Here is a 21460-nt window from a genome sequence, read left to right as displayed (position 1 = left end):
CGCGGGCCGGTTCAATGGTGAATGACGACATCCTGTTCGTTCATCAGGCGTCCGATCTTCGAGGAGTCCATAACCTCGACATCAACGAGCAGGTCATCTTCGGTCAAACCACGCTCTTCGAGAGACTGCTTGTCCACATAGAGTTTTTCCACATCGTAACCATCGAGCGCCATGAATGTCTTGGAGAAACCCTTGATGCCAATGCCGGCGGTGTCCTGATCTTTTTTCAGAGCGTAAACGCCGTCTCCGATGAAAGCTACGGAGAGATCCTGTTCGTAAGCCGCCATGATAAGAATCATTTCAAGGCCTTCATAGGTGTAGATCGAACCATGGGGCGCGCGGCGCATCACGTGCATGATCTTCTTGATATCCTGTTCTTCACTCATGTTCAGTCTCCGAAGGTTAAAAGTCTGTCGTTACGGATTGCGATGTCGGTCAGGGTGCCGAGGCCGGTGATTTCAGCGCCGTCGATCATCACATCGTCGTTGATGCCGCGGCGCTTCGAGGCCGCAATGCAGGCGAGCACTTCGACGCCGTGCTTCTGGTTCAGCTCCGTCCAGCGGGCGGCGATGTTGCGGTCATCCTGCGGCGGATCGCCGAGTTTGGTCGCGTTGATGACGCCGTCATTGTACAAGAAAATGGCATCGACCTTGTGCCCTTTCGCGATAGCCGCCTCGGCAAACTTGTATGCCGTATCAGCCGCCTGATGGTTGTAAGGTCCCTCCTTGAGCAGAATTCCTATGTTCATTCGTCGGTTCTTTCTTGAGAGGTTGAAGAAAATCTGAATATACGATGACAGGCTGTTTTCAGCACCAGCCAGCTCACAGTCCGTCGCCCATGCCCATCTGGATGTAGCCGCAGGGGCAGACCAGGGAGCAGAGGTGGCAGCCGACGCATTTTGCGTAGTTGGTATAGACTTTTTCACCTGCCGGGTTGTCGCGGAAGCGCGTGATCGCCTCCTGCGGGCAGAACGAGACGCACTGCTTGCAGTCGAAGCAGAACCCGCAGCTCATGCACCGCTTCGATTCGGTGACGGCTTGTTCGGGCGTCAGCGCTTCGAGCAGTTCGTCGTGGTTGCCCACCACCACCTCCGGCTTGATGCTGGTGCGTTTTGCCTGCGGCGTATGCAGGAAGTAGAGCAGGTCCTGCTTGTGCGGCTTGGTGATCTCGCGATACGGCTCCTCCGGCATCGGTTCGCCTTTCAGGAAGGCGTCGATGGCGTAGGCGGCTTTGCGGCCGTGACCCACCGCCGTGGTGATGAGATCGACCTTCAGGGCGTCGCCGCCGCCGAAGAGCTTTTCGCGGCCCGGAATCCGGAAGTTGCGGTCAACCTTGAGCCACGGGCCGCTGGCCGCACTGCCGAGGCCCGACAGGTCGGTCGCCTGGCCGATGGCCGCCACCACCATGTCCGCTTCGATCTCGAAGCTTTCGCCATTGCTTTTGTAGCGCAGGAACGGAATCGGGGAGTTCCAGCCTTCCTCGCCTTTCTCCTTTTTGACCATCTTTGTGCAACGCAGGCCGGTGACGCCACTCGCTCCGCCGAGCACTTCTACCGTGCCGGTGAGAAAGTGCATCGTTGTGCCTTCGTTTTTGGCGTCGTCGAATTCGTTCTCGAAGCAGGCCATCTCTTCGCGCGGCACGCCGGAGATGATGGTGGCTTGCGAGCCGAGACGCAGCGCCAGACGCGCGACGTCCATCGATACGTTACCGTCGCCGATCACCACCACGTGCTTGCCGACCGGAATGTCATCGCCCAGCACTTCGTAGCTTTTCAGGAAGTCGATGGCGTTGGTGGCGCCGGGCGTGCCTTCAAAGCCGGGCACGGGAAGAGCTCTTCCCTTCTGTGCGCCGACGGCGATGAAGACCGCGTCGTACTCCGCTTCGAGCTGTTCGAGGGTGATGTCCTTGCCGATGGTGACGCCCATCTTCGTCTCGACGCCGAGTTCGATGATGCGCCCGATTTCGGCTTCGAGCACTTTGCGATCTACGCGGTAGCCCATGATGCCGTAGAGCACCATGCCGCCGAGCTTTTCGTTGGCGTCGTAGATGGTGACGGCGTGGCCTTTGCGGCGCAGCTGGTAGGCGGCGGAGAGTCCCGCCGGGCCGCCACCGATGATGGCGACCCGCTTGCCGGTGTCGGCACCGGGGCCTTTGAGTTTGAGGTTGTGCTCGATGCCGTAGTTGCCGAGCACCTGCTCGACGGCGTTGATGGCCACGCTTTCGTCGTGCACGCCGCGATTGCACTTGCTCTGGCACGGGTGCGGGCAGATGCGCCCCATCACCGCCGGGAAGGGGTTGGTGTCGGTGGCCGTTTCCCAGGCCGATTTCAGCGGGTCGTCCGACGGGTCGGTGCCGTTCAGAAAACGGTTGATGGCCCGGATGTCTTCGCCTGCCGGGCACTCGGCGGTGCAGGGCGGGGTCTGCGGTACGTAGATCGGGCATTTGTGGCTGTGATCCCCAAAGGCGACGATCTTGTCGGTCCCTGTCAGTTCGCTGAAGGCAGGGTAGACGTACTCTGTCGCAAAATCGAGAATCGGGTTTGATTCTGCATTCATGAGGTTGCTCCTTTGCTTTTCAGCTTAAAAACGGATGTGCGCCGACTGGTTGAAGGTGGTTCGGGCGTGACGGTAGCTGTCGATCATGTTGTCGTCGAACTCGAGGCCGGTCTCTTCGAAGAACCGTTTCCAGCCGATCCGGTTGATCCATTCACCGATGCGCTCCCATGGGCGGCCTCCGGCTTTGTAGGCGGTCAGGATGCGGCCGACGACGTCGGTCACTTCCGGCCAGCGCGGCGGGTTGTTCGGCAGGTTGTGCGCCACAAGGCTCATGGTCGAGGGCTTCGAGCGGGCGTTGCTGTTTTTGCCGCCGACCCAGACGGCAAACTTGGAGTGCTCGGGGTGGTTGATCTCCATGGCCGGGCAGGCGCCGAAGCAGGCGCCGCAGCAGATGCACTTGGCTTCGTCAACCATGAGCGTTTTCTTGCCATTGACGACCGTCGGGCGGATCGCCGCGACCGGGCAGCGGGCGACCGCTTTGGGAAGCTCGCAGGTCTTGACGAGGTGGTCGTGGTTGATGCGCGGGGGACGGGTGTGCTTGACAACGACGGCGATGTCGGCCTGGCCGCCGCAGTTGATCGAGCAGCACGAGGTGGACAGGCGCACTTTATTGGGCATCTGCATGTCCTTGAATTCGTTGTACACCGTGTCCATCATCGACTTGACCACGCCCGAGGCGTCGGTGGCCGGAATGTCGCAGTGCAGCCAGCCCTGGGTGTGCGAAACGGCTGAGACGCACATGCCGGTGCCGCCGACCGGGAAGCCGAGCGATTCGAGTTCGGCAATCATCGGTTCGACGTTTTCGGCGTTCGGCGTCAGAAATTCGACGTTGTTGCGCACCGTGAAGCGCAGAAAGCCGTCGCTGTATTTGTCGGCGACGTCGCACAGCTGGCGCACCATATCGACCGTGTCCTGACGCGGCGTGCCGGCGCGGACCGTCCAGATGGTGTCGCCGCTTTCGGCGACGTGCTTCAAGACCCCCGGTTTCGGGATTTCATGGTATTTCCACTTGCCGTAGTTTTTCCTGACCACCGGATGCAGCGCCTCTTCGTAGGTGTGCGGGCCCGATTCTATGGTCTTCCAGGTTCTTTCCTGACTGCTCATGCTCGTTCCTGTAGGTTGATGCGCACCGGCTCTCCGGTTGCGGGAGCCGGTGCGGCTGAGTTTGTGCTGTTGTTTTGTCGCCCTCTCTGGTGATCTCCAGAGAGACGGCTCTCAGTACTTGGCTTTGAAATACGGGTTGTCTCTCGGGCGCGAGATCTGGTTGATGTCGTACTCGATGCCGACGCCGTCGAGGAACTGTTTCAGGCCCACGCGCTCGATGGTTTCGCCGATGCGCTCGTGGTCGAGGCCGGCGTCGTCCCACCAGTCGATGATCTCTTCGATCAGTTCGATGAAGGCTTCGCGGTCTTCGTCGGTTTCCATCTTCATGAACGGCACGATGAGCGAGCCCATGTTGACGCCCACTTTCAGCGTGTTCTTGCCGCCGATGAGCAGCGCGATGCCCTTGTCCTTGCCCGGCGAGAGCGCTTTGGACATGGCGTTGATGCAGTGCATGCAGCGAACGCAGTCGCGCGTCGAGATGTCGATGTCGCCGTCTTGCAAGCGGATCGCTTTGGTCGGGCAGCGGTTGATGACGTTGTTGACCAGCGCATCCACCCCCTTCTCGGCGATCCATGCCTTGACTTCGTCGTGGTCAATCTGGATCGAGTCACGCCAGGTGCCGATGACCGCCAGGTCGGAGCGCATGATCGCGTTGGTACAGTCGTTCGGGCAGCCGGAGAATTTGAATTTCAGCTTGTAGTTCCATTCGGGGCGGTGCACCTGCGGGGAGAAGTGCTTGAGCGCTTCGAGGTGCAGCTTGAGGTTGTCGTAGCAGGCGTTGTCGCAGCGGCCTGGCCCGATGCACGAGACGCCGGTTCGCATGCCGGCGCCGGCGCCGCCGAGGTCCCACCCTTTCTGGTTGAGCTCGTCGAAGCACGCCTGGACTTTGTCCTGCTCGATGCCCTGCAGCATGATGTCGCCGGTCTGGCCGTGCAAGGTGATGATGCCGCTGCCGTATTTCTCCCAGATGTCGCACAGTTCGCGCAGCATCGTGGTGTTGTAATGTAGGCCCGGGGCCGGCTGGATGCGCATCGTGTGGAATTCGGCGGCTTCGGGAAATTTGTCCTTGATCATCGAGTAGCGCGTGATGATACCGGCGCCGTAGCCGTCTACCGTGACCAGACCGCCTTTCCAGTAGCCCATCTTGGTCTTGTAAGAATATTCGAGCTGGTCCAGCACGCCCCGCAGCATCGGTTTCTCTGTCCGCTCCGCAAGCGCCTTGAAGCCCGAAATGAAGCTGGGCCACGGACCGCTTTCAAGCTGGTCGAGCATCGGCGTTTCGTTCAGGAACTTGCCGTTGCCCGATGATCCGCATCCGCCGCAATGACACGACTCGTTCACAGCGCTGTCGTTAGCACTCATGTTGCCTCCTTTGGTTCTCAGATACTTTGTGGGCCGACGTCCACTCCTAGATCGCCGGCCATTTCGTTGTGGGGTTGCCTCTCCCGGCGCGTCTCAGACGCAGCCGGTCGGTTTGGGAAGACCGGCTATCTTGCAGGCCTGCAATGCCGGGCCTTTCGGGAACAGCGCGTACAGGAACTCCGACGCCTCTTTCTTGTCCATGCCTTTTTCGCTGGCCACCGCCTTGGTCAACACCTTCACGGCAGGTGCTATCTGGTACTCCTTGTAGTAGTTGCGAAGGAACTTCACCAGATCCCAGTGACCCGCTTCCATCGCGATACCTTCATCTTCGGCAATCTTTACCGCGACCTCCTCCGTCCAGTCATCCAGATTCACCAGGTAGCCGTTCTCGTCCGTCTCGACGCTCATGCCATTGACTTCAATTGCCATAATGATACACTCCCTTTAATTGTGGTAATTGTGATAGTTGATCCTGAGCCGGACAAAAGACTTCCTTTCAAAAAGAAAACAACGCCGATTCAAAGGATGCTGATTGATAAAGCAGACCGCGTTTTGTGCAACGCGCAGAATACCGTCCCCACTATATGAATATATAGTTAATTAATACCATATTTCAAACTCACCGCTGCTTTTTTCTGCAACTCTGCCAAGTACATGTATTAACAACACATGAGACCCGATGACGATCGTTTTCAGGCATGAAGCGTCCTGTTCAAGACTCCCGCAGGGCAATCAAAAAAGAAAAGAGTGTGCTCTAAAAGCAGAGAAAATCGGAAAGAAAAAATCTACGCTGAACAGCATGGTCCCGGGCTGAAACCGGTGACGCAGAATCACGAAACAGCCGTCACCTGTTCAACGGTATCACAGCTCTTCGCAGCTCCGGGACAATCGATGCTTCATGGCATCGGCATGGCTGTGGTTTCAGGCTCGCCATGATGACCGATCATCATGTGTCAGAACTGTTCAGAAAACCGGGATTCCAAAAAGCGATACAAAAAACCCCCGGTCAGACCCAAGATGTTCAGAAACGGCGCTCTCCACGACCTGAGGCAAAAAAGAGAGCGCCGCGCCGCATTATTTTTTCTTGATATAAAAAATATGCTTGCCACCGTCTTCGGTGTGCTCGATCAGATCGTTGCCGGTACGCTTCGCCCATGACGCCATGTCGTTGACCGAACCGGGATCGGTGGCGATCATTTTGAGCACCTGGCCGCTCTGCAAGTTGTCGATGGCTTTTTTGGTCTTGAGGATCGGCAAAGGACAGTTCAGGCCTTCACAGTTCAGCTCCAGATCACTTGCGATTCCGCTCATAAAAAACTCCTTGTTGAAATTGCTTGGAGATTGTCTTTCCTGTAACAAAAAACAGCGCCCCACTCGCATTTGATTACAATGCTACGGGGAAGCCGAAAAGTCTTTTACTGATTTTCCGGCTATGATGATTGCATCCGGGGTGTATTGCGGCTCTCAGGTGAAAGCCTTGTCCATTCAAAGGCCCAGTGAACGCAATAGGAATTTGGCAAAAAAAATAATTGATCAAGGTAAAACAAATAAACCCGTTCAGGTCAAAGCAAAAACCATACGCAACGCATATGTCAAGCAAGAAAAACGTACCAAAAAGCATGCATTCTTTTTCTGCCGACCCATAGCCTTTTGACCAAGTAACTGGCACACCGCCGGGCACGGTTATGACATCCAGACCACCGAGCCGAGCACAAGCACAGCGAGAAACACCGTCTCCGCGATCATGATCGAAACCGGCTTCCAGCCAACCTCGAACAGCGATTTCAGCGACGTTTTCATGCCGAGTGCACCAATGGCTGTAACCAGGCACCAGCGGGAGACATCGTTGATGAACTGAGTGGCCGGTTTAGGCACAACGCCGAGGCTGTTGATTCCGACAAACAGCACGAAGAAAATGATGAATGGCGGCAGGAGCGTGCGCCTGGGCGCATTTCCGTCTTTCTGGTTTCTCTTATGAAAAATGAGTGAAAGAATAAATACGACCGGCACCAGCATGGACACCCTGAGCAGCTTGATAACGGTCGCCGTGTCACCGGTCTGCTCCGATACGGAATAACCGGCACCGACCACCTGCGCTACGTCATGAATCGTACCACCGAGAAAAATACCCGCGGCCTGATGGTCGAGCCCGAACCATTGAGCGACGACCGGATAGGCGATCATAGCCAGCGTGCTCAGCGCGGTGATGCTGATGACCGTGAAAATGGTATTGCGCTCGCTGTACTCGTCCTGGGGTAAAACGGCGGCAATAGCCAGCGCTGCGGAAGCGCCGCAGATGCCAACGCTGCCGCCGGTCAGTACGCCGAAACGTTTCCCGCGCCCCATCATTTTGGAGAGCGCCAGACCGAACAAAATAGTGAGCAGTACCGAGAAAAAGACCATCACAACCGGCTTAACGCCAAGCGACTGGATCTGACCGAGGGTGATGCGCATACCGAGCAGCGCAACGCCAATGCGAAGCACTGTGGTGGAAGCGAACTGGATGCCGACCAGCGCCCGGCTCTCATCTTCGGAGAGAAAACGAAACGCCATGCCAATGAGCAGCGCGAAGAGCATCGTCGGCGCGCCGTAGTGATCAGAGAGAAAGGTAGCCGCGGCCGCAACGGTTATCGATGCCAGAACACCGGGAAAGTATCTGTCAAACCTGATTTTTGCCGCTTGAACCTGGCCGTGGAATCCAAATTTTTCAGCCTCGTGAATCTGCTCCTCGGTTGGAATTTCCGTATCGACATGTTTCAACGATTTATCAATGACCTCGTCATGGTCGTGCGTCTTGTTCCCCATCAGGCTCCTCCTTTAATGTCAATGTGTGTTACTGATTCCCGGAATGCTGAGCCCAGGTGCTCTTCGATGAAAACAATCGTGAGATTGCGGAATAAAAATAAAAAAAGAACGCTCGAAGGCAAGAAGAAAAATCACTATATGATCACACAGTAACATAAGCTCACCGAGACCTTTCAGGAAGCTCTCTTGGGGCGCATCTGATCGGCTCGAAGCTTGGCAGTAAAGTATTGATCCGCAAAATCAGGATCGACCACCTCGCCCGCCTTGTTCACCAGCGGCTCCTCGTAGTCGTTCCAGCCGCGCAGTCCCGATTTGAGCGAAACGACGTTTTCATAACCCAGTACTTGCAGTGAATGCGAGGCAAGAATGCTGCGATGGCCCGACCGGCAAACCACCACTATTTCGCGCTGCCGTGCATTGACCAGTTCAGGCTCCGTCTCTTCGAAGTCCCATTCGCAGGCCGACTCGAGTATGCCGCGCGGCACGTTGAGAGAACCGGCAATGTGCATGGCATCAAATTCGTTCGGCTCACGAACATCGAGAATGAGCAGGCCGGGATTCTCTTTCAAACGATCCACAAGGTCCCACGGCAGGATTTCCCTGACATCCAGCAGACAATGCCGAACCAGTTCTATAAAACGAACCATAGCTGATAAGCTGTTATTGTTAATACGCTCAAAACACAAAAAAAGAAAAGCTCTCCCTTGCCTGACAAACGAAAATCCCTTTAAGACAAACAGAAAGACTCTGCTATGACGCAGAATATCATCACTTACTCACTCTGCCGACGGACAGGAGTAAATATACTACTCAACGCACCGGCAGGCATACAACCCAGGACAAGCTAATTGCGATAAAACCCTTTACGTTGGGAGGCTGAACCGAGACCGCTTCAGGCAAAGCAAAAGCAAGGCAAAACCGGGAGCTTCAAAACCCCGGTTTTGCCGGACAAGGGATAACGGTCAACGTATCGATTCGAGGAACCGTTCGGCTTCGATGGCGGCCATGCAGCCGGTGCCGACGGCAGTAACAGCCTGGCGGTATGTGAAGTCCTGCACGTCGCCGCAGGCGAAAACGCCTTTGACACTGGTCTCTGTGGAGTGATCTTTGGTGAGAATGTAGCCGTAATCGTCCATGTCGAGCTGGCCTTTGAAAAGTTTGGCGTTCGGCTCATGGCCGATCGCTATGAAAACGCCATCACAGGCATGTTCGGTCAGCTCGCCGGTCTTGACGTTTTTGAGCCTGATGCCGGTCACCTTCATATCGTCACCGAGAATCTCATCGACCACCTGGTTGAGCATCGTGGTGATCTTCTCGTTCTTGCTCGCCCGCAGGCTCATGATCTTGGAAGCGCGGAACTCCTCGCGGCGATGCACCAGCACAACCTCCGAAGCGAACTTGGTGAGGTAAAGCGCCTCCTCCATCGCCGTATCGCCACCGCCAACCACGAACACGCGGCAGTTGCGAAAAAAGAATCCGTCGCAGGTTGCACACGCCGATACGCCGCGCCCGCGGTACTTCTCCTCCGATTCGATGCCAAGCCATTTGGCGTTCGCCCCGGTGGCAATAATGAGCGTTCTGGCGAGAATCTCCTGGCCATTGTCGAGCATCAGAGAGAAGGGACTGCGCGACACATCGACTTCAGTGATGCTGCCAAACTGGAACTCGACGCCAAAACGTGCTGCCTGTTCACGCATTCTGCCCATCAGCTCCGGGCCGGGAATGCCTTCGGGAAAACCGGGAAAGTTCTCGATATCGGTGGTAATCATGAGCTGCCCGCCGGGCTGGGGCCCCTCGATGACCAGCGGCTTGAGATTGGCCCGTCCGGTGTAAATGGCAGAAGTATATCCGGCAGGGCCGGTTCCGATGATGACGACGTCCCTGATATCTTTGTCCATCGTTTGTCTCCGGGAGGTAGGGTTGGGATTATAACAAAACTATCCCGGCTTGAACCGGGATAGCAAAGAATAGAAACGGATGGAAGATCAGCCGATATGCTCGTCGAGCTTCTTGGCGATCATGTTCTTAGGCAGAGCGCCAACCATCTGGTCAACAACCTTGCCACCCTTGATGATCAGCATGGTGGGAATGCTGCGGATGCCGTACTGGCCGGCGGTGTTCGGGTTCTCATCGACGTTGAGTTTGGCGATGATGGCTTTGCCTTCGTAATCACCGGCAAGTTCCTCGATGACCGGGCCGAGCATCATGCACGGACCACACCATGCAGCCCAGAAATCGACCAGCGCAACTTTATCGGAATTAAGAATTTCTGCCTGAAAATTCTGGTCAGTCGCCTCGAAATATTTTCCACTCATAAGTTCTCAAATAAAGGGTTAACAATTGATAAGAGACATACCATTACTCTGTGCAAATATAATTGAATAAAATGCAACTTGGCAACAAATGCCTGAAATTTATCCCGTAATTCTAACATTATCCGGCCCGAGAATCTCTTCGAGCTGGTCGAGCACCTCGTCATCGGCCTCGATTGGCGTGTTGCGGGCAAAGAGCTTCAGGGTTTCGTTGCACGATCCGATGGTGGCACGCACCTCGAAATCGACCGGCGTGCCACCTTTGTGCTTCTCGAAAATTTCGCGCACCTGTTGCAGCTTGCCGAGCTGACTGGCGTCGTCGGCATCGATACGCAGCACCACCTTTTTGACCAGTGCGGAGCGCACCTTCTTGAGCGGCGCGACCTCGCGCACCAGCAGCTTAAGGCCGCCGTCCTTCACCTCGGCTTCAACGCTGAGCATCACCACCTCGTCTGTTTTGAGCATATGGTGATACTGCTCGTAAACGCTGGCGAAAACCGTGAAGTCCGCCTTGCCGGTGAAATCTTCAAGCACGCCGAAGAGCATCTGCTTGCCTTTGCGATCCTGATAGGGCTTGACCGAAACGATCACGCCAATCGCCTTGTAGAGCTTTGACGGCGTCACGTCGCGCTTGTCGAGCGTGAGGCTGGCGAAGGCCTCCCAGTCGCGCCGGAAGCGGTCGAGCGGATGGTGGCTCAGGTAGAAGCCGACCAGCCGCTTCTCGTACTGAAGCTTCTCGCTCTCCGGCATCGGCTCGGCGTTGTCGAGGTCGGGATAGTGTACGCCCGCCTGCCCGTCGCTGAAGTCATCGTTGAAAAAGCCTCCCTGGCCAAGCGTCACCGCCTTGTTCTGAATCTGCCCGAACTTGATCGCCTTGTCAACGTTGGCAAGCAACTTACCCCTGTTGGGATCGATCTCGTCGAGCGCTCCGGCCTGAATAAGGCATTCGAGCGCCTTGCGGTTCATGGCGCGAAGATCAACCGAGGCGGTTAGATCGAAAAGGTTGAGGAAGGGTTTGCCATCGCGCCGCAGTCTCGCAGCCACCACCGCTCTCGCTCCCCCTCCCACCTGCTTGATAGCGCTAAGGCCGACGCGGATGCAAGGCCGCCCCTTGTGCTCTTCAACCGAGAAGAGCGCGTCGCTTTTGTTGATCGACGGCGGAAGCATAAAGATGCCAAACCCCTTGGCCTCGTCGGTAAGATGCTTCATGCGCTCAGTGTCGCCGATCTCGCTGTTCAGAATCGCCGTGATGAACTCGATGGTGTAGTGCGCCTTGAGATAGGCCGTCCAGTAGGCCAGTACGCCGTAAGCCGCCGAGTGGCTCTTATTGAAACCGTAGCCCGCGAACTCGGCCATCAGGTCGAAGATGCGCGTGGCGAGCGCCTTGTTGACATCGATGCTCGCCGCGCCCTCGACAAACTCCTCCTTGAACTTCTGCATCAGCTTCGGATCCTTCTTACCCATCGCCTTGCGTAGGTTATCCGCCTTACCAAGCGAGAAGCGCCCCATCACCTGCGAAATCTGCATCACCTGCTCCTGATAGACGATGACGCCGTAAGTCTCCTTGAGAATCTCCTCGAGCATCGGGTGCATGTAGTCGATCTCCTCGCGACCGTGCTTGCGGTCAATGAACAGATCGACCGCGTTGCGGTGCTCGTCGATCACGGCGTTGAGCGCGCCCGGACGGTAGAGGGCGCTCATGGCGATGATGTCGCCGATGGTGGTTGGCTGAAGGCGCATCATGTAGCTCTGCATCCCGGAGGACTCGAACTGGAAGATGCCGGCCATCTTGCCCTCCTGAAAGATGCGGAAGGTCTTGCGGTCATCCATCGGCACCTTTTCGAGATCGATGTCGATGCCGTGGCGCTTCTTGATGAGCCGCAGGGTTTCATCGATCACGGCGAGGGTTTCGAGGCCGAGGTAGTCGATCTTGAGCAGGCCCGCCTGCTCGATGCAGTTCTTGTCGAACTGGGTGACGACCTGCTTCTCGTCGCTGCTTTCGGCCTTCGTGCCGTCGATGTCGTTCTGATCGAACTCGTCGGCGTACTTGCGCTCCTCGGTTTCAATCTTGTTGGAAACGTAGAGCGGCACCTGTTCTTCGAGCGCGCCATCGGTGATGACCACCGCACCCGCGTGCATCGAGACGTTACGCGCCCGCCCCTCCATCGCCCGCGCGTACTGCACGAGCTGCTGGTACTGCGGATCGGTATCGACGAGCCGCTTCAGCTCCTTGACCTCACGGAAGGCGTCTTCGAGCGACGTGCCCGGCCTCGACGGCACCAGCTTGGCGAGCTGGTCGACCGCCTTGAGCGGCACGTCGAGCACGCGCCCTGCATCGCGGATGGCCGCCTTTGCGCCAAGCGTACCGATGGCGACAACCTTCGCCACGCTCTCTGCACCATACTTCTGCACAGTGTAATCGAGAACCTTCTGCTTGCCGACCGGCGTAAAATCGATATCGATATCGGGCATTGAAATACGCTCCGGATTGAGGAAGCGCTCAAACAGCAGCTTGTACTTCAACGGATCGATCCGGGTGATGCCAGTCAGGTAGGCGATGATGCTGCCCGCCGCCGAGCCGCGTCCGGGGCCGACCGAGTAGCCCATTTTTCGCGACGCGGCGATGAGATCGCTGACGATCAGGAAGTAGGCGCTGTAACCCATCTTCTCGATGACGCCAAGTTCCAGTTCGATGCGCGCCTTCACCTCCTCCGGAATTGTGCCATCCGCTGCGCCGTACTTCTCCTTTGCCCCTTCCCAGGTCAGGTGGCGCAGATACTCCTTCTCGCTGTCGAAACCTTCGGGAAGCGGGAATTTCGGCAAATGCGGATCCTTGTTGATGAAGGTGTAGGAGCAGGCCTCGGCAATCTTCACCGTGTTGTCGAGTTCGCCATGAGCGTTGTCGAAGAGCAAGCTCATCTCCGCAGCCGACTTGAAGTAGTTCTCGTGGCCTGGGAGGCATTGAAGATTCTGGCTGTTGAGCCGCTGCTTGGTGCGGTTGGCGATCATGGCGCGGTAGCAGCCCGAGTCACGCCGGTCGAGGTAGTGCACGTTGTTGGTCGCCACGAGCGGAATGCCGAGCTGTTCCGAGAGGCGGATGGTGCCCGGCACGAGCTGCTCCTCGTACGGCGCACCATGCTTCTGGAGTTCGAGGTAGAAGTGCTCGCCATAAAGATCGCGATAATAGTTCGCGAAATTCGCAGCTTCGGTTTCATTGCCGGAGAGCAGCGCGCGACCAATCAGGCCGGAGTGCGCCGCCGAGAGGCAGACCAGCCCGTCGCGGCACTCTTCGAGCACGGAGCGATCCACGTGCGGTAACCCGTTGGAAAAGCCGTCCCGCGCTGCCCGTGACAGGATGACGCACATGTTGCGGTAACCGATGTCGTCGCGAATGAGCAGGATGAGCGTAGCCGGTTTGCCGCTGTCACGCGAGCCGGTGCCAGCCAGATAAATCTCCGCCCCCATGATCAGCTTCACCTCAGCCTTCTTCGCCTGACCGAACAGCTCCGGCATGTTAAACATCGCACCGTAATCGGTCACGGCAACCGCCGTCATACCCTGCTTTTTACAGGCCGCGAAAAGATCGCCCGGAAAGATCGGGCTGCTCTGCATCGAATAGTGGGTGTGGGTGTGAAGATGAACGAACTCCAAGGCGCTTCTCAAGTCAGGTTGCAATCGCCGGACGGCGCGGAAATCATCCTCCGTCCCGGCACGTCATCCATCATAATAACTTTTCGAGCCGTTCCTGCAAGATCAAAATTGAGCTTCGAGAGGTAGCTCCTGACCATTGTTTGGCTATGGCAGCGAAGAGAGTGAATCAGTGGCCGATGAAGCAGCAATGACTTTTCGGTACAGGGTTTCATAATTGTCAACCATGTGACGGAGGGTAAAGCGCTGCTCGAATTCACGCCTGCACGCAATTCGTGAAATCGTGCCAATATTGTGGATCGCCCTGATGAAATCGAGCTGGCTATCACAAATAAAACCGGTGACGCCGTGAGTAATCACCTCAGGGCTGGAGCCGCAGCGCCGCACGATGACCGGCGTGCCGCAGGCGAGCGCTTCGATCATCACCAGTCCGAACGGCTCGGGCCAGTCGATGGTGTTAAGCAGCGCTTTGGCGTTCCTGAGCAGTTCCCCTTTCCGGCTGTCGCCCACCTCGCCGACATATTCGATATAGGGACTGTCAAGTAGCGGTTCGACTTTGGCTTTGAAATATGCCTTGTCGGCGGTATCGATCTTGGCGGCCAGCTTGAGGTGAATTTTGCACGCCCTTGCCAGCCGGATCGCCTCGTCGGGCCGCTTCTCCTCCGAAAAACGACCGAGGTAGAGAAAGTAGTCTTCCGGATCGGGATTGAATTCGAACAGATTCTCCGGATAGCCGTGATAGATCGTGCCGACCCAGTTGATATCCGGCACCGGCGCGCGCTGCGAGTCGCTGATCGACACCCAAGCCATAGAGCTGTATCGCTTCAGAATGTCAGCATAGTCAGGAAGATCGAGCCGTCCATGCATGGTCAGCACCGTCGGCGTCCGGGAACAGCTGGCATAAGGCAGGGTCAGATATTCGAGATGCGAATGGATGATGTCGAACTCCCCGGCCATCTCTTCGTACACCTTCGAGAGCATCAGCATGTGCATGATGGTGGTCGAATGGATTTTCCGCCCAAGCCGGAGGCTCTCTTTCACCGGCGCAATCAGGCGGGCACTGGTGGCGGAGTCCCCAGAGGCAAACAGCGTCACCTCATGGCCCCGCTCGACCAGCCCCTCGGTGAGGTAGTAAACAACCCGCTCCGTGCCCCCATATTTCTTCGGCGGCACGCTTTCAATCAGGGGGGAAACCTGCGCAATTCTAAGCTTTTTCATGGAAGTGGCCTTTTCGTCATTTTGACAGACAGTATTGAAGGGTATAGGGCTTGTTTGTCCTGATTTTGTAATTTTGGCCGTACAGCGTGCAGGGCAGCGTCACATCCGAAACAGCATCGATCCTTATCGACACCTCGCTATGGGTGATATCGAGATAAACATCGCGTTCGCGCCACCGCACCCTGAACGACAGGCGCTCCCATTTTTTTGGCAGCCACGGATTGATCACGATGCGGTCGGATTTGAGCGTCAGTCCCGCAAAACCGTGAATGACCGTCTGCCAGCTTCCGCCAACCGAAGCCGCGTGGATGCCGAGCTCGGTGTTGTTGTGCAGGTTTTCGAGGTCGAACTGCGCGGTCTTCATGAAGTAGCGGTAAGCATTGTTGCGCTCGGAGACGGCAAGCCCCATCATGGCGTAGGTACAATGGCTCAGGGAGGACTTGTGCACCGTGCGCGGTTCATAGAAGTCGTAGTTGACCTTTTTCTCCTCGAAACTGAACGAATGAGGGAAGAGCAGCATCATAAGCAGCACATCGGCCTGCTTGATGAGCCGGGTGCGTCCGATGTTCCGGTAGGTCACGCCCGCCGGAAGCACCGGATTGCCCGAACGGTCGTAGCGTTCGATCACGCGATCCTTGAGATCGAAGTAGCCGTCGAACTGCTCGACCAGACCCGTTTCGGCCTCCTGGCTGAATTTGAGCTTACGGCTGATCTCGAGCCAGCGAGCCGGTTCGTCGTCGCGGAGCGCGATCTTTCCCGCAACCTCCTGCAACGCCTCCGGCGCGGTTTTCCTGACATGCCTGAAAAGCATCGAGGCCAGCCGCAAGTGCCATTTGACCAGCCAGTTCGTGTAGGCGTTGTTGTTGACGTGCTCGTGAAATTCATCCGGCCCGATCACCTTGTGAATTTCGTAATGCTCGCCCACCTTCGTCACCCGGCTTGCCCAGTAACGCGCTGTCAGAAACACCATCTCCAGCCCACAATGCAAGAGGAAACTCTCGTCGCCGGTCACCCTGAAGTAGCGCTCCACACCGTAAATGACGTCGGAGACAATATGCTCCTCCTCCATGCCGGTGTAAATCAGGCGGATGGTTTTTTCGAGCTTGGAGGCAAAACGTGGCGTCACATCCTCGCCGGTCGTGGCCGACTCCCAGGCAAAGCGGGCACCCTCACAACCCGACTTCGAGGCGTTCATCATCGCGCCGGGCAGGGTGTTGCAACGATACATCAAGATGTTGCGCGCCATCGACGGAAAATTGTAGATGTAGAAGGGCAAAATGAAAATTTCGGTATCCCAGAACACGTGACCCATGTACCCCTCCGAGCTGAGGAATTTCGCTCCGATAGGGCCAGGCTTTGACGGGCCGTTGATGAGCAGCTGGTAGATGTTGTAGCGAAGCGCCTGCTGGGCGGTGTCGTCGCCTTCAATCCGAACGTCGGCCTGCTTCCAGAGTTCACGCCACACATCGAGATGCCGCCCGATCTCGACCGGCACACCGGTACGCACGTAGCAACGGAGGTTGCAAATCGCTTCCCGCATCATGTTGTGCGCACGTTCCGTCGGCACGTCACGGTTGGTCATGACGACGGCGAGCTTTTCAAAGGCGTAAGTGTGACCCCTCGAAGCATCAATGGTGATCTCGCTGGTGAACTTCTCGCCGTAAATCCTCGGCTCCCAGCGGCGCTTCCGCTCCTGCCCGTTCATCATCTTCCACGACGCGCCGACGGCGATGCGGATGCCGCGCTCGCGGGTCTTCATTTCGAGGTACATGAAGTTCCTGCCTCGCTCGATCCGTTCAAGCTGCAAGTGCTTGTACTGCTCGCGCGGAAAAAATCCCCGGTTATAGACCTCGCCGTTCAGCCCGGAGAGGACGCGGATCTGGCCGGAAAAATTCCTCGGCGTGATCTTCACCCGCATGTAGCCGCGATGCGGATCGTGCATGAAGACAAGGCGCGAAGTTTCGAGAGTCAGTATTTTACCGTGCTGGTTTTTGAAGGTGGTGCGGCGGTGGAGAATCCCTTTTTTCATGTCGAGCACCTGCTCGTGCTCAAGGGCGCGATTGCACGACAGGCAGAACTTCTCTCCCTCGTGCCAGACCGACACATCGGTCCACATCGGGCACTTGACCAGCTCTTCGACGTCGGCTTCCGACTTGTCATACACGCCAGCCAGATACATGCCGCCACAATGGCCCGGCGGAAGCTCTTCGAGACTGCCTCGGACATTGAGGTAGCCGTTGCCCGTGGTCAACAGGGTTTCGTTGATCTGAATCGCTTTCGGGCTTTTGCGAAACCCCTTTTTTCTCAGCAACCACTCTTCCGGGGAAAGCTCGAACAAAGAATCCAGCTCATCCACCGGTTTGCCATCGTCTAACAATGAACTTCCCGTCATGAACCCTCCTCTGGGCATCAAACCCATTACAAGCTGATCGAACAGTTAACGACTTTTCACAGAGAAACTTGTTGCCGGCTCAGGCTCTTCCTTGCAGGAACGTCTGCCCTTTAGCCACCGTGAACTTAAAAAAAACAAAGCCGGAAAGCCAGAAAGTTCACGGTTTCGCAATCCGCTGGTTTCAGCGAAATTTGCCGATGCCGACGAGCCCTAAGCGTCACAGAACGAAAAACCGACACGGGCCGCCGGATGTGGTTTGAGGTGTTTTTTTCTTATTTTGCGCAAAGATAGCACAGGCTAACCCAACCTTCAAGGCCATACCTAATTGGAGCAGAATATCTACAAGCAGTGTCCGGTCTGCGGCTTTCCGCTGACCCGGCAGAATGCGATCTGTCCGAGATGCGGCAACGACATTCTCGAAGACATCAATACGCTCGACGAACAGAATCACGAAAAGCACTACCGGATCATCGAGGAGAAAAAGGCCGACTGGTATATCCGGTGCCTGGCCGAAAACCTCGACACAGGCAAATCGCCGCTCGTGAACTTCCCGAACGACTACACCGGACCGATGCACTCGGGCTTCCACAGTCGCCTGACCGCCGCCGAACAGGAGGCGCTTGCCACATCGCGAGCCGTGCTCTTGCGAGACCCGCAGAAGCGGCACAACTGGTTCAAGGCGCTGGGCAACGACTGGAAGGAGGTGGTCAAAAACACCCTGAAAATCCAGCGCGATCCCTCGGACGAAGAACTGCTTGATTTTCTGAACGCCACCAGCCTCCGATGCAACAACATGCGAATCCACAACCTCGCGCCGGTCAGCCTGCTCGAAAACCTGGAACAGCTCCGGTGCGACGAAACGCCGGTCGAAAGCCTCGAACCGCTGCGGAACCTCCGCAACCTCAGACGCCTGTATGCCTTCGACTGCGACTTCACCTCCCTCGACCCGCTGCGCGATATTCTGTCTCTCAAGCTGCTCTGGGTATCGAGTACCGAAATCAGCGACCTCGAACCGCTCAGCGCTCTGGTCAATCTGGAGGAGCTGTACTGCTCCGAGACGATGGTGAGCGACCTGACGCCGGTCAGCGGGCTTTTCAGACTCGAAAAGCTGAGCTGTTACAAAACGGAGATTACCTCGATCGAAGCGCTCCGAAATCTGACCAATCTCTCCGAACTCGGCATCAACAGCACCGGCGTCAGTTCACTCGAACCGCTGGCCCGGCTCGAAAATCTCGAATATCTCCGTTGCAGCCGCACGGCCATCACCAGCCTCGAACCGCTGAGAAATCTGGTGGCGCTCAAGGAGCTGAGCATCGAACAGACCGCCATCCACACCCTCGAACCCTTGTCGGGACTTGTGGAGCTGGAAGAGCTTTTCATCACCGGCACGCTTGTTGACTCGATAGCGCCGCTGATGAACCTGATGAGCCTCGAAAAACTGGAGCTGTCGGCAGGAAGGATTCCCCAATCCGAAATCGACCACTTCATGCAACTGAACCCGGCCTGCGAGGTGATCCTTAAATCGAATGGATGACGGATTGGGCTGAAGGGACTGTCAGAGAATGAGAAAGGGGAAGAGTTTCCGAAATGGAGTCTCTTCCTTTTTTTGCTTGTTTGGAGCCGTCAAAGTGATGCCAGAAATGGTGGCTGTTTCTTAGCCCGTTTCCCACCCTTTTTGTTCAATGACTTTATAAGGCCTTGTTCATGTCCACAGGCAGTCCTGCAGCTTGCAACTCCCGAGAAACGCTTCTGAAATAAGCTTTTCTGTCGCTCGCCACCACCTCTCGAAACCAGAAAAAGAAGTGCGCTCTGGCTTGTTCTTCAATGCTTCAGCTTGGGCCAGTGAATTACACAGTCTTTCCAGTATTTGTGCTTTATTTGGTACCATGACACTCCGTTACAAAACATTGATTATATGGTTCGCGTATAAGACGCCCAATTCTTGATTTGTGCCCTTATAACACACTTTCGACCAACCCGCAAAACATGATAAAGCATTCTATTTAAAAACATTACAACGCCGCGCTCTTTATATGCGGTGGCGACAAAAGCGATTACACCAAACTTAGCACTTAATCAGAGACAAACAAAAGGCAGACCTGTTGAGCCTGCCCTTTCAAATTGTGCTGTGTCGGAAATCCATCCCGCGCCCAATCACTCGATATACATCAGCGCCTGGGCGGCGGAAACTGCGTCTCCGGGCTTAGCGAGGACTACCGTAACGATACCGGACTTTGGCGCTTTGACCGGGGACTCCATCTTCATAGCCTCCATGACGGCAACCTCCTGCCCTTCCTCTACCTTCTGACCGGCTTCGACCTCCATCTTGAAGACGTTGCCCGGCATGGAAGGCATGACCGGCGTGCCCCGATGCTGCTGGGGTGCGGAGACCGCCGTCGGCACAGGCATCACGAAAGGCTGCGCGCCGGACGCGATCGACTGAGCCATGACCATACCATCGGCGATCACCACGTTGAACGACTTGCCATCCACCATCACCATGTAGTTGCCTGACAGGTTGCTGCGTCCAGCCGGTTTGATGAGGTCGGAGAGGCGATCCTGCAACGAGTTGCCATGCGAAGTGACCTTCAGCTCCTCCTCGCTATGCTTGGCCTTCTCCTCCGCCTCGACGTCCGCTTTGTAGCGGATGCCCATCGGCTTGTCGCCCTTGAGGAAGCTAATGCCCTTCGCGCCGCAGGTGGCCGCGATAAAGATATTTTCGTCGGTCACCGGCAATCCGGCCTCTTCGAGGAGCTTGCGGTTGTGCTCGATGCCAAGATCGGGATTGCGGTCGTTGATGTCGTGCACGTCCTGAACGGTCGGCTCAAGGCCGAGCTGTTCCGAGGCGAGCGCCACCACCTCCGGATCGGGGGCTGCCGGGGTCTTGCCGAAGTAGCCGAGCACCATCTTGCCGTAGCCGTCCACGATCTTTTTCCACGGCCCCTGCACGGTGTTGGCGAAGGCCTGCTGGAAGTAGAACTGCGAAACCGGCGTCACCGACGAGCCGAAGCCGCCCTTGGCGACAACTTCCCGCATGTTGCGGATCACCTCCGGGAAGAAGTGCAACGTGCCGTGGTCGCGCATCATCTGGGTGTTGGCCGTCAGCGCGCCGCCCGGCATGGGCGAGAACGGAATGACCGGGTTGACCTCTTTGGCTTCCGGCGGCATGTAGTACTTGTCCATGTGCTCGATAAACATCCGCTCGACTTCGAGGTACTTCTCCTGATCGATGTCGAGGGTGTAATCGGTGCCGCGCAGGCGGTGCCACATGGTAAGGATGTCCACCTCGGCGGTGCCGCCGCTGACCGGAGCCATCGCCAGATCGATGATGTCAATGCCCGCCTCGATGGCCGCAAAGTTGCAGGCCACGCCCATTCCGGCGGTGTCGTGCGTGTGGAACTGGAGCACGGTGCCTTCGGGCAGCATCTTGCGAGCGCCCTTGATCGTTTCGTAGATCACGGCGGGAGTGGTGGTGCCGGAGGCGTCCTTGAAGGCGACGCTGTCGAACGGAATGCCCGCGTCGAGAATCTCCTTGAGCTTGTCGAGGTAGAACTGCGGCGTGTGGCAGTAGGGCTCGTTCAGCCCCGGCGGCAGGCCCATCAGGGCGATCACCACCTGGTGCTTCAGCCCGGCGTTGACGATGCACTGGCCCGACCAGGCGAGATTGCGCACATCCATGAGCGCGTCGAAGTTGCGGATGGTGCTGACGCCATGCTTCTTGAACATTTTGGCGTGCAGGTCGATGATGTCGCGCGACTGCGAAACGAGGCCGACCACGTTTGCGCCTCGCGACAAAGTCTGGAGATTGATGTCGGGGCCGACCACGCGGCGGCAGGCATCCATCATCTCGAAGGCGTCTTCCTGACAGTAGAAGTAGAGGCTCTGGAAACGCGCGCCTCCGCCGATCTCGAAGTTATCGGTGCCCGCCTCGACGGCAGCTTCAAGCACCGGCAGGAAATCCTCGGTTTTGACCCTTGCTCCGTAACAGGACTGGAACCCGTCGCGGAATGAGACATCCATGAACCGTATTTTTTTCATATAACGCTCTCGCTGGTTTTAACTGA

At 56.8% G+C, this 21460-nt stretch carries 16 protein-coding genes; 1 reads left to right on the top strand and 15 read right to left on the bottom strand.

From position 1 onward, the window contains the following. Window positions 1–11: 11 nt before the first annotated feature. The 14 genes from tusC to AYT24_RS03915 form a co-directional block, all read right to left on the bottom strand. A complete protein-coding gene (gene tusC / locus AYT24_RS03980; protein WP_010932537.1) occupies window positions 12–386 on the bottom strand; it encodes a sulfurtransferase complex subunit TusC in 375 nt (124 codons plus the stop codon). 2 nt (window positions 387–388) lie between these two features. Further along, window positions 389–748, bottom strand: a complete 360-nt coding sequence (tusD, locus tag AYT24_RS03975; protein ID WP_010932536.1) for a sulfurtransferase complex subunit TusD — start codon at window positions 746–748, stop codon at window positions 389–391. 73 nt (window positions 749–821) lie between these two features. Next, entirely contained in the window at window positions 822–2555 is a 1734-nt protein-coding gene (locus AYT24_RS03970; RefSeq protein ID WP_010932535.1) for an NAD(P)-binding protein, read from the bottom strand. 24 nt (window positions 2556–2579) lie between these two features. Then, complete coding sequence (gene dsrB, locus AYT24_RS03965) at window positions 2580–3659, bottom strand: dissimilatory-type sulfite reductase subunit beta (protein WP_010932534.1); 1080 nt, start codon at window positions 3657–3659, stop codon at window positions 2580–2582. A gap of 111 nt (window positions 3660–3770) precedes the next feature. After that, complete coding sequence (gene dsrA, locus AYT24_RS03960) at window positions 3771–5021, bottom strand: dissimilatory-type sulfite reductase subunit alpha (RefSeq protein WP_010932533.1); 1251 nt, start codon at window positions 5019–5021, stop codon at window positions 3771–3773. A gap of 93 nt (window positions 5022–5114) precedes the next feature. Then, window positions 5115–5450, bottom strand: coding sequence for a TusE/DsrC/DsvC family sulfur relay protein (locus AYT24_RS03955; RefSeq protein WP_010932532.1), 336 nt, complete (start codon window positions 5448–5450; stop codon window positions 5115–5117). Window positions 5451–6095: 645 nt separating this feature from the next. Continuing rightward, complete coding sequence (locus AYT24_RS03950; RefSeq protein ID WP_010932528.1) at window positions 6096–6332, bottom strand: sulfurtransferase TusA family protein; 237 nt, start codon at window positions 6330–6332, stop codon at window positions 6096–6098. Window positions 6333–6704: 372 nt separating this feature from the next. Next, the gene (locus AYT24_RS03945) at window positions 6705–7826 is read right to left on the bottom strand and encodes a YeiH family protein (protein ID WP_226986861.1); all 1122 of its coding nucleotides are present in this window, start codon (window positions 7824–7826) and stop codon (window positions 6705–6707) included. Window positions 7827–7999: 173 nt separating this feature from the next. After that, window positions 8000–8473 (bottom strand): rhodanese-like domain-containing protein, encoded by a 474-nt coding sequence (locus AYT24_RS03940; protein WP_010932524.1) that lies wholly within the window; start codon window positions 8471–8473, stop codon window positions 8000–8002. Between the two features lie 315 nt (window positions 8474–8788). Then, window positions 8789–9724, bottom strand: coding sequence for a thioredoxin-disulfide reductase (trxB, locus tag AYT24_RS03935; protein ID WP_010932523.1), 936 nt, complete (start codon window positions 9722–9724; stop codon window positions 8789–8791). Window positions 9725–9811: 87 nt separating this feature from the next. Beyond that, entirely contained in the window at window positions 9812–10141 is a 330-nt protein-coding gene (gene trxA, locus AYT24_RS03930; RefSeq protein ID WP_010932522.1) for a thioredoxin, read from the bottom strand. Window positions 10142–10240: 99 nt separating this feature from the next. Next, complete coding sequence (gene dnaE / locus AYT24_RS03925; protein ID WP_164926943.1) at window positions 10241–13789, bottom strand: DNA polymerase III subunit alpha; 3549 nt, start codon at window positions 13787–13789, stop codon at window positions 10241–10243. 144 nt (window positions 13790–13933) lie between these two features. After that, window positions 13934–15004 (bottom strand): glycosyltransferase family 4 protein, encoded by a 1071-nt coding sequence (locus AYT24_RS03920; RefSeq protein WP_010932520.1) that lies wholly within the window; start codon window positions 15002–15004, stop codon window positions 13934–13936. Between the two features lie 16 nt (window positions 15005–15020). Next, window positions 15021–17396, bottom strand: coding sequence for a glycoside hydrolase family 65 protein (locus tag AYT24_RS03915; protein ID WP_010932519.1), 2376 nt, complete (start codon window positions 17394–17396; stop codon window positions 15021–15023). Between the two features lie 325 nt (window positions 17397–17721). Between AYT24_RS03915 and AYT24_RS03910 the strand changes: the two genes are divergently transcribed. Further along, the gene (locus AYT24_RS03910; RefSeq protein WP_010932517.1) at window positions 17722–18930 is read left to right on the top strand and encodes a leucine-rich repeat domain-containing protein; all 1209 of its coding nucleotides are present in this window, start codon (window positions 17722–17724) and stop codon (window positions 18928–18930) included. Window positions 18931–19550: 620 nt separating this feature from the next. Here the strand turns inward: AYT24_RS03910 and AYT24_RS03905 are convergent. Continuing rightward, window positions 19551–21434, bottom strand: coding sequence for an oxaloacetate decarboxylase subunit alpha (locus AYT24_RS03905; protein ID WP_010932515.1), 1884 nt, complete (start codon window positions 21432–21434; stop codon window positions 19551–19553). Window positions 21435–21460 lie beyond the last annotated feature (26 nt).

It is taken from the genome of Chlorobaculum tepidum TLS (genome assembly GCF_000006985.1).
Taxonomy (GTDB): domain Bacteria; phylum Bacteroidota; class Chlorobiia; order Chlorobiales; family Chlorobiaceae; genus Chlorobaculum; species Chlorobaculum tepidum.
The sequence above is the reverse complement of the archived record's forward strand: the minus strand, read 5'-3'. Positions and strand labels throughout refer to the sequence as shown.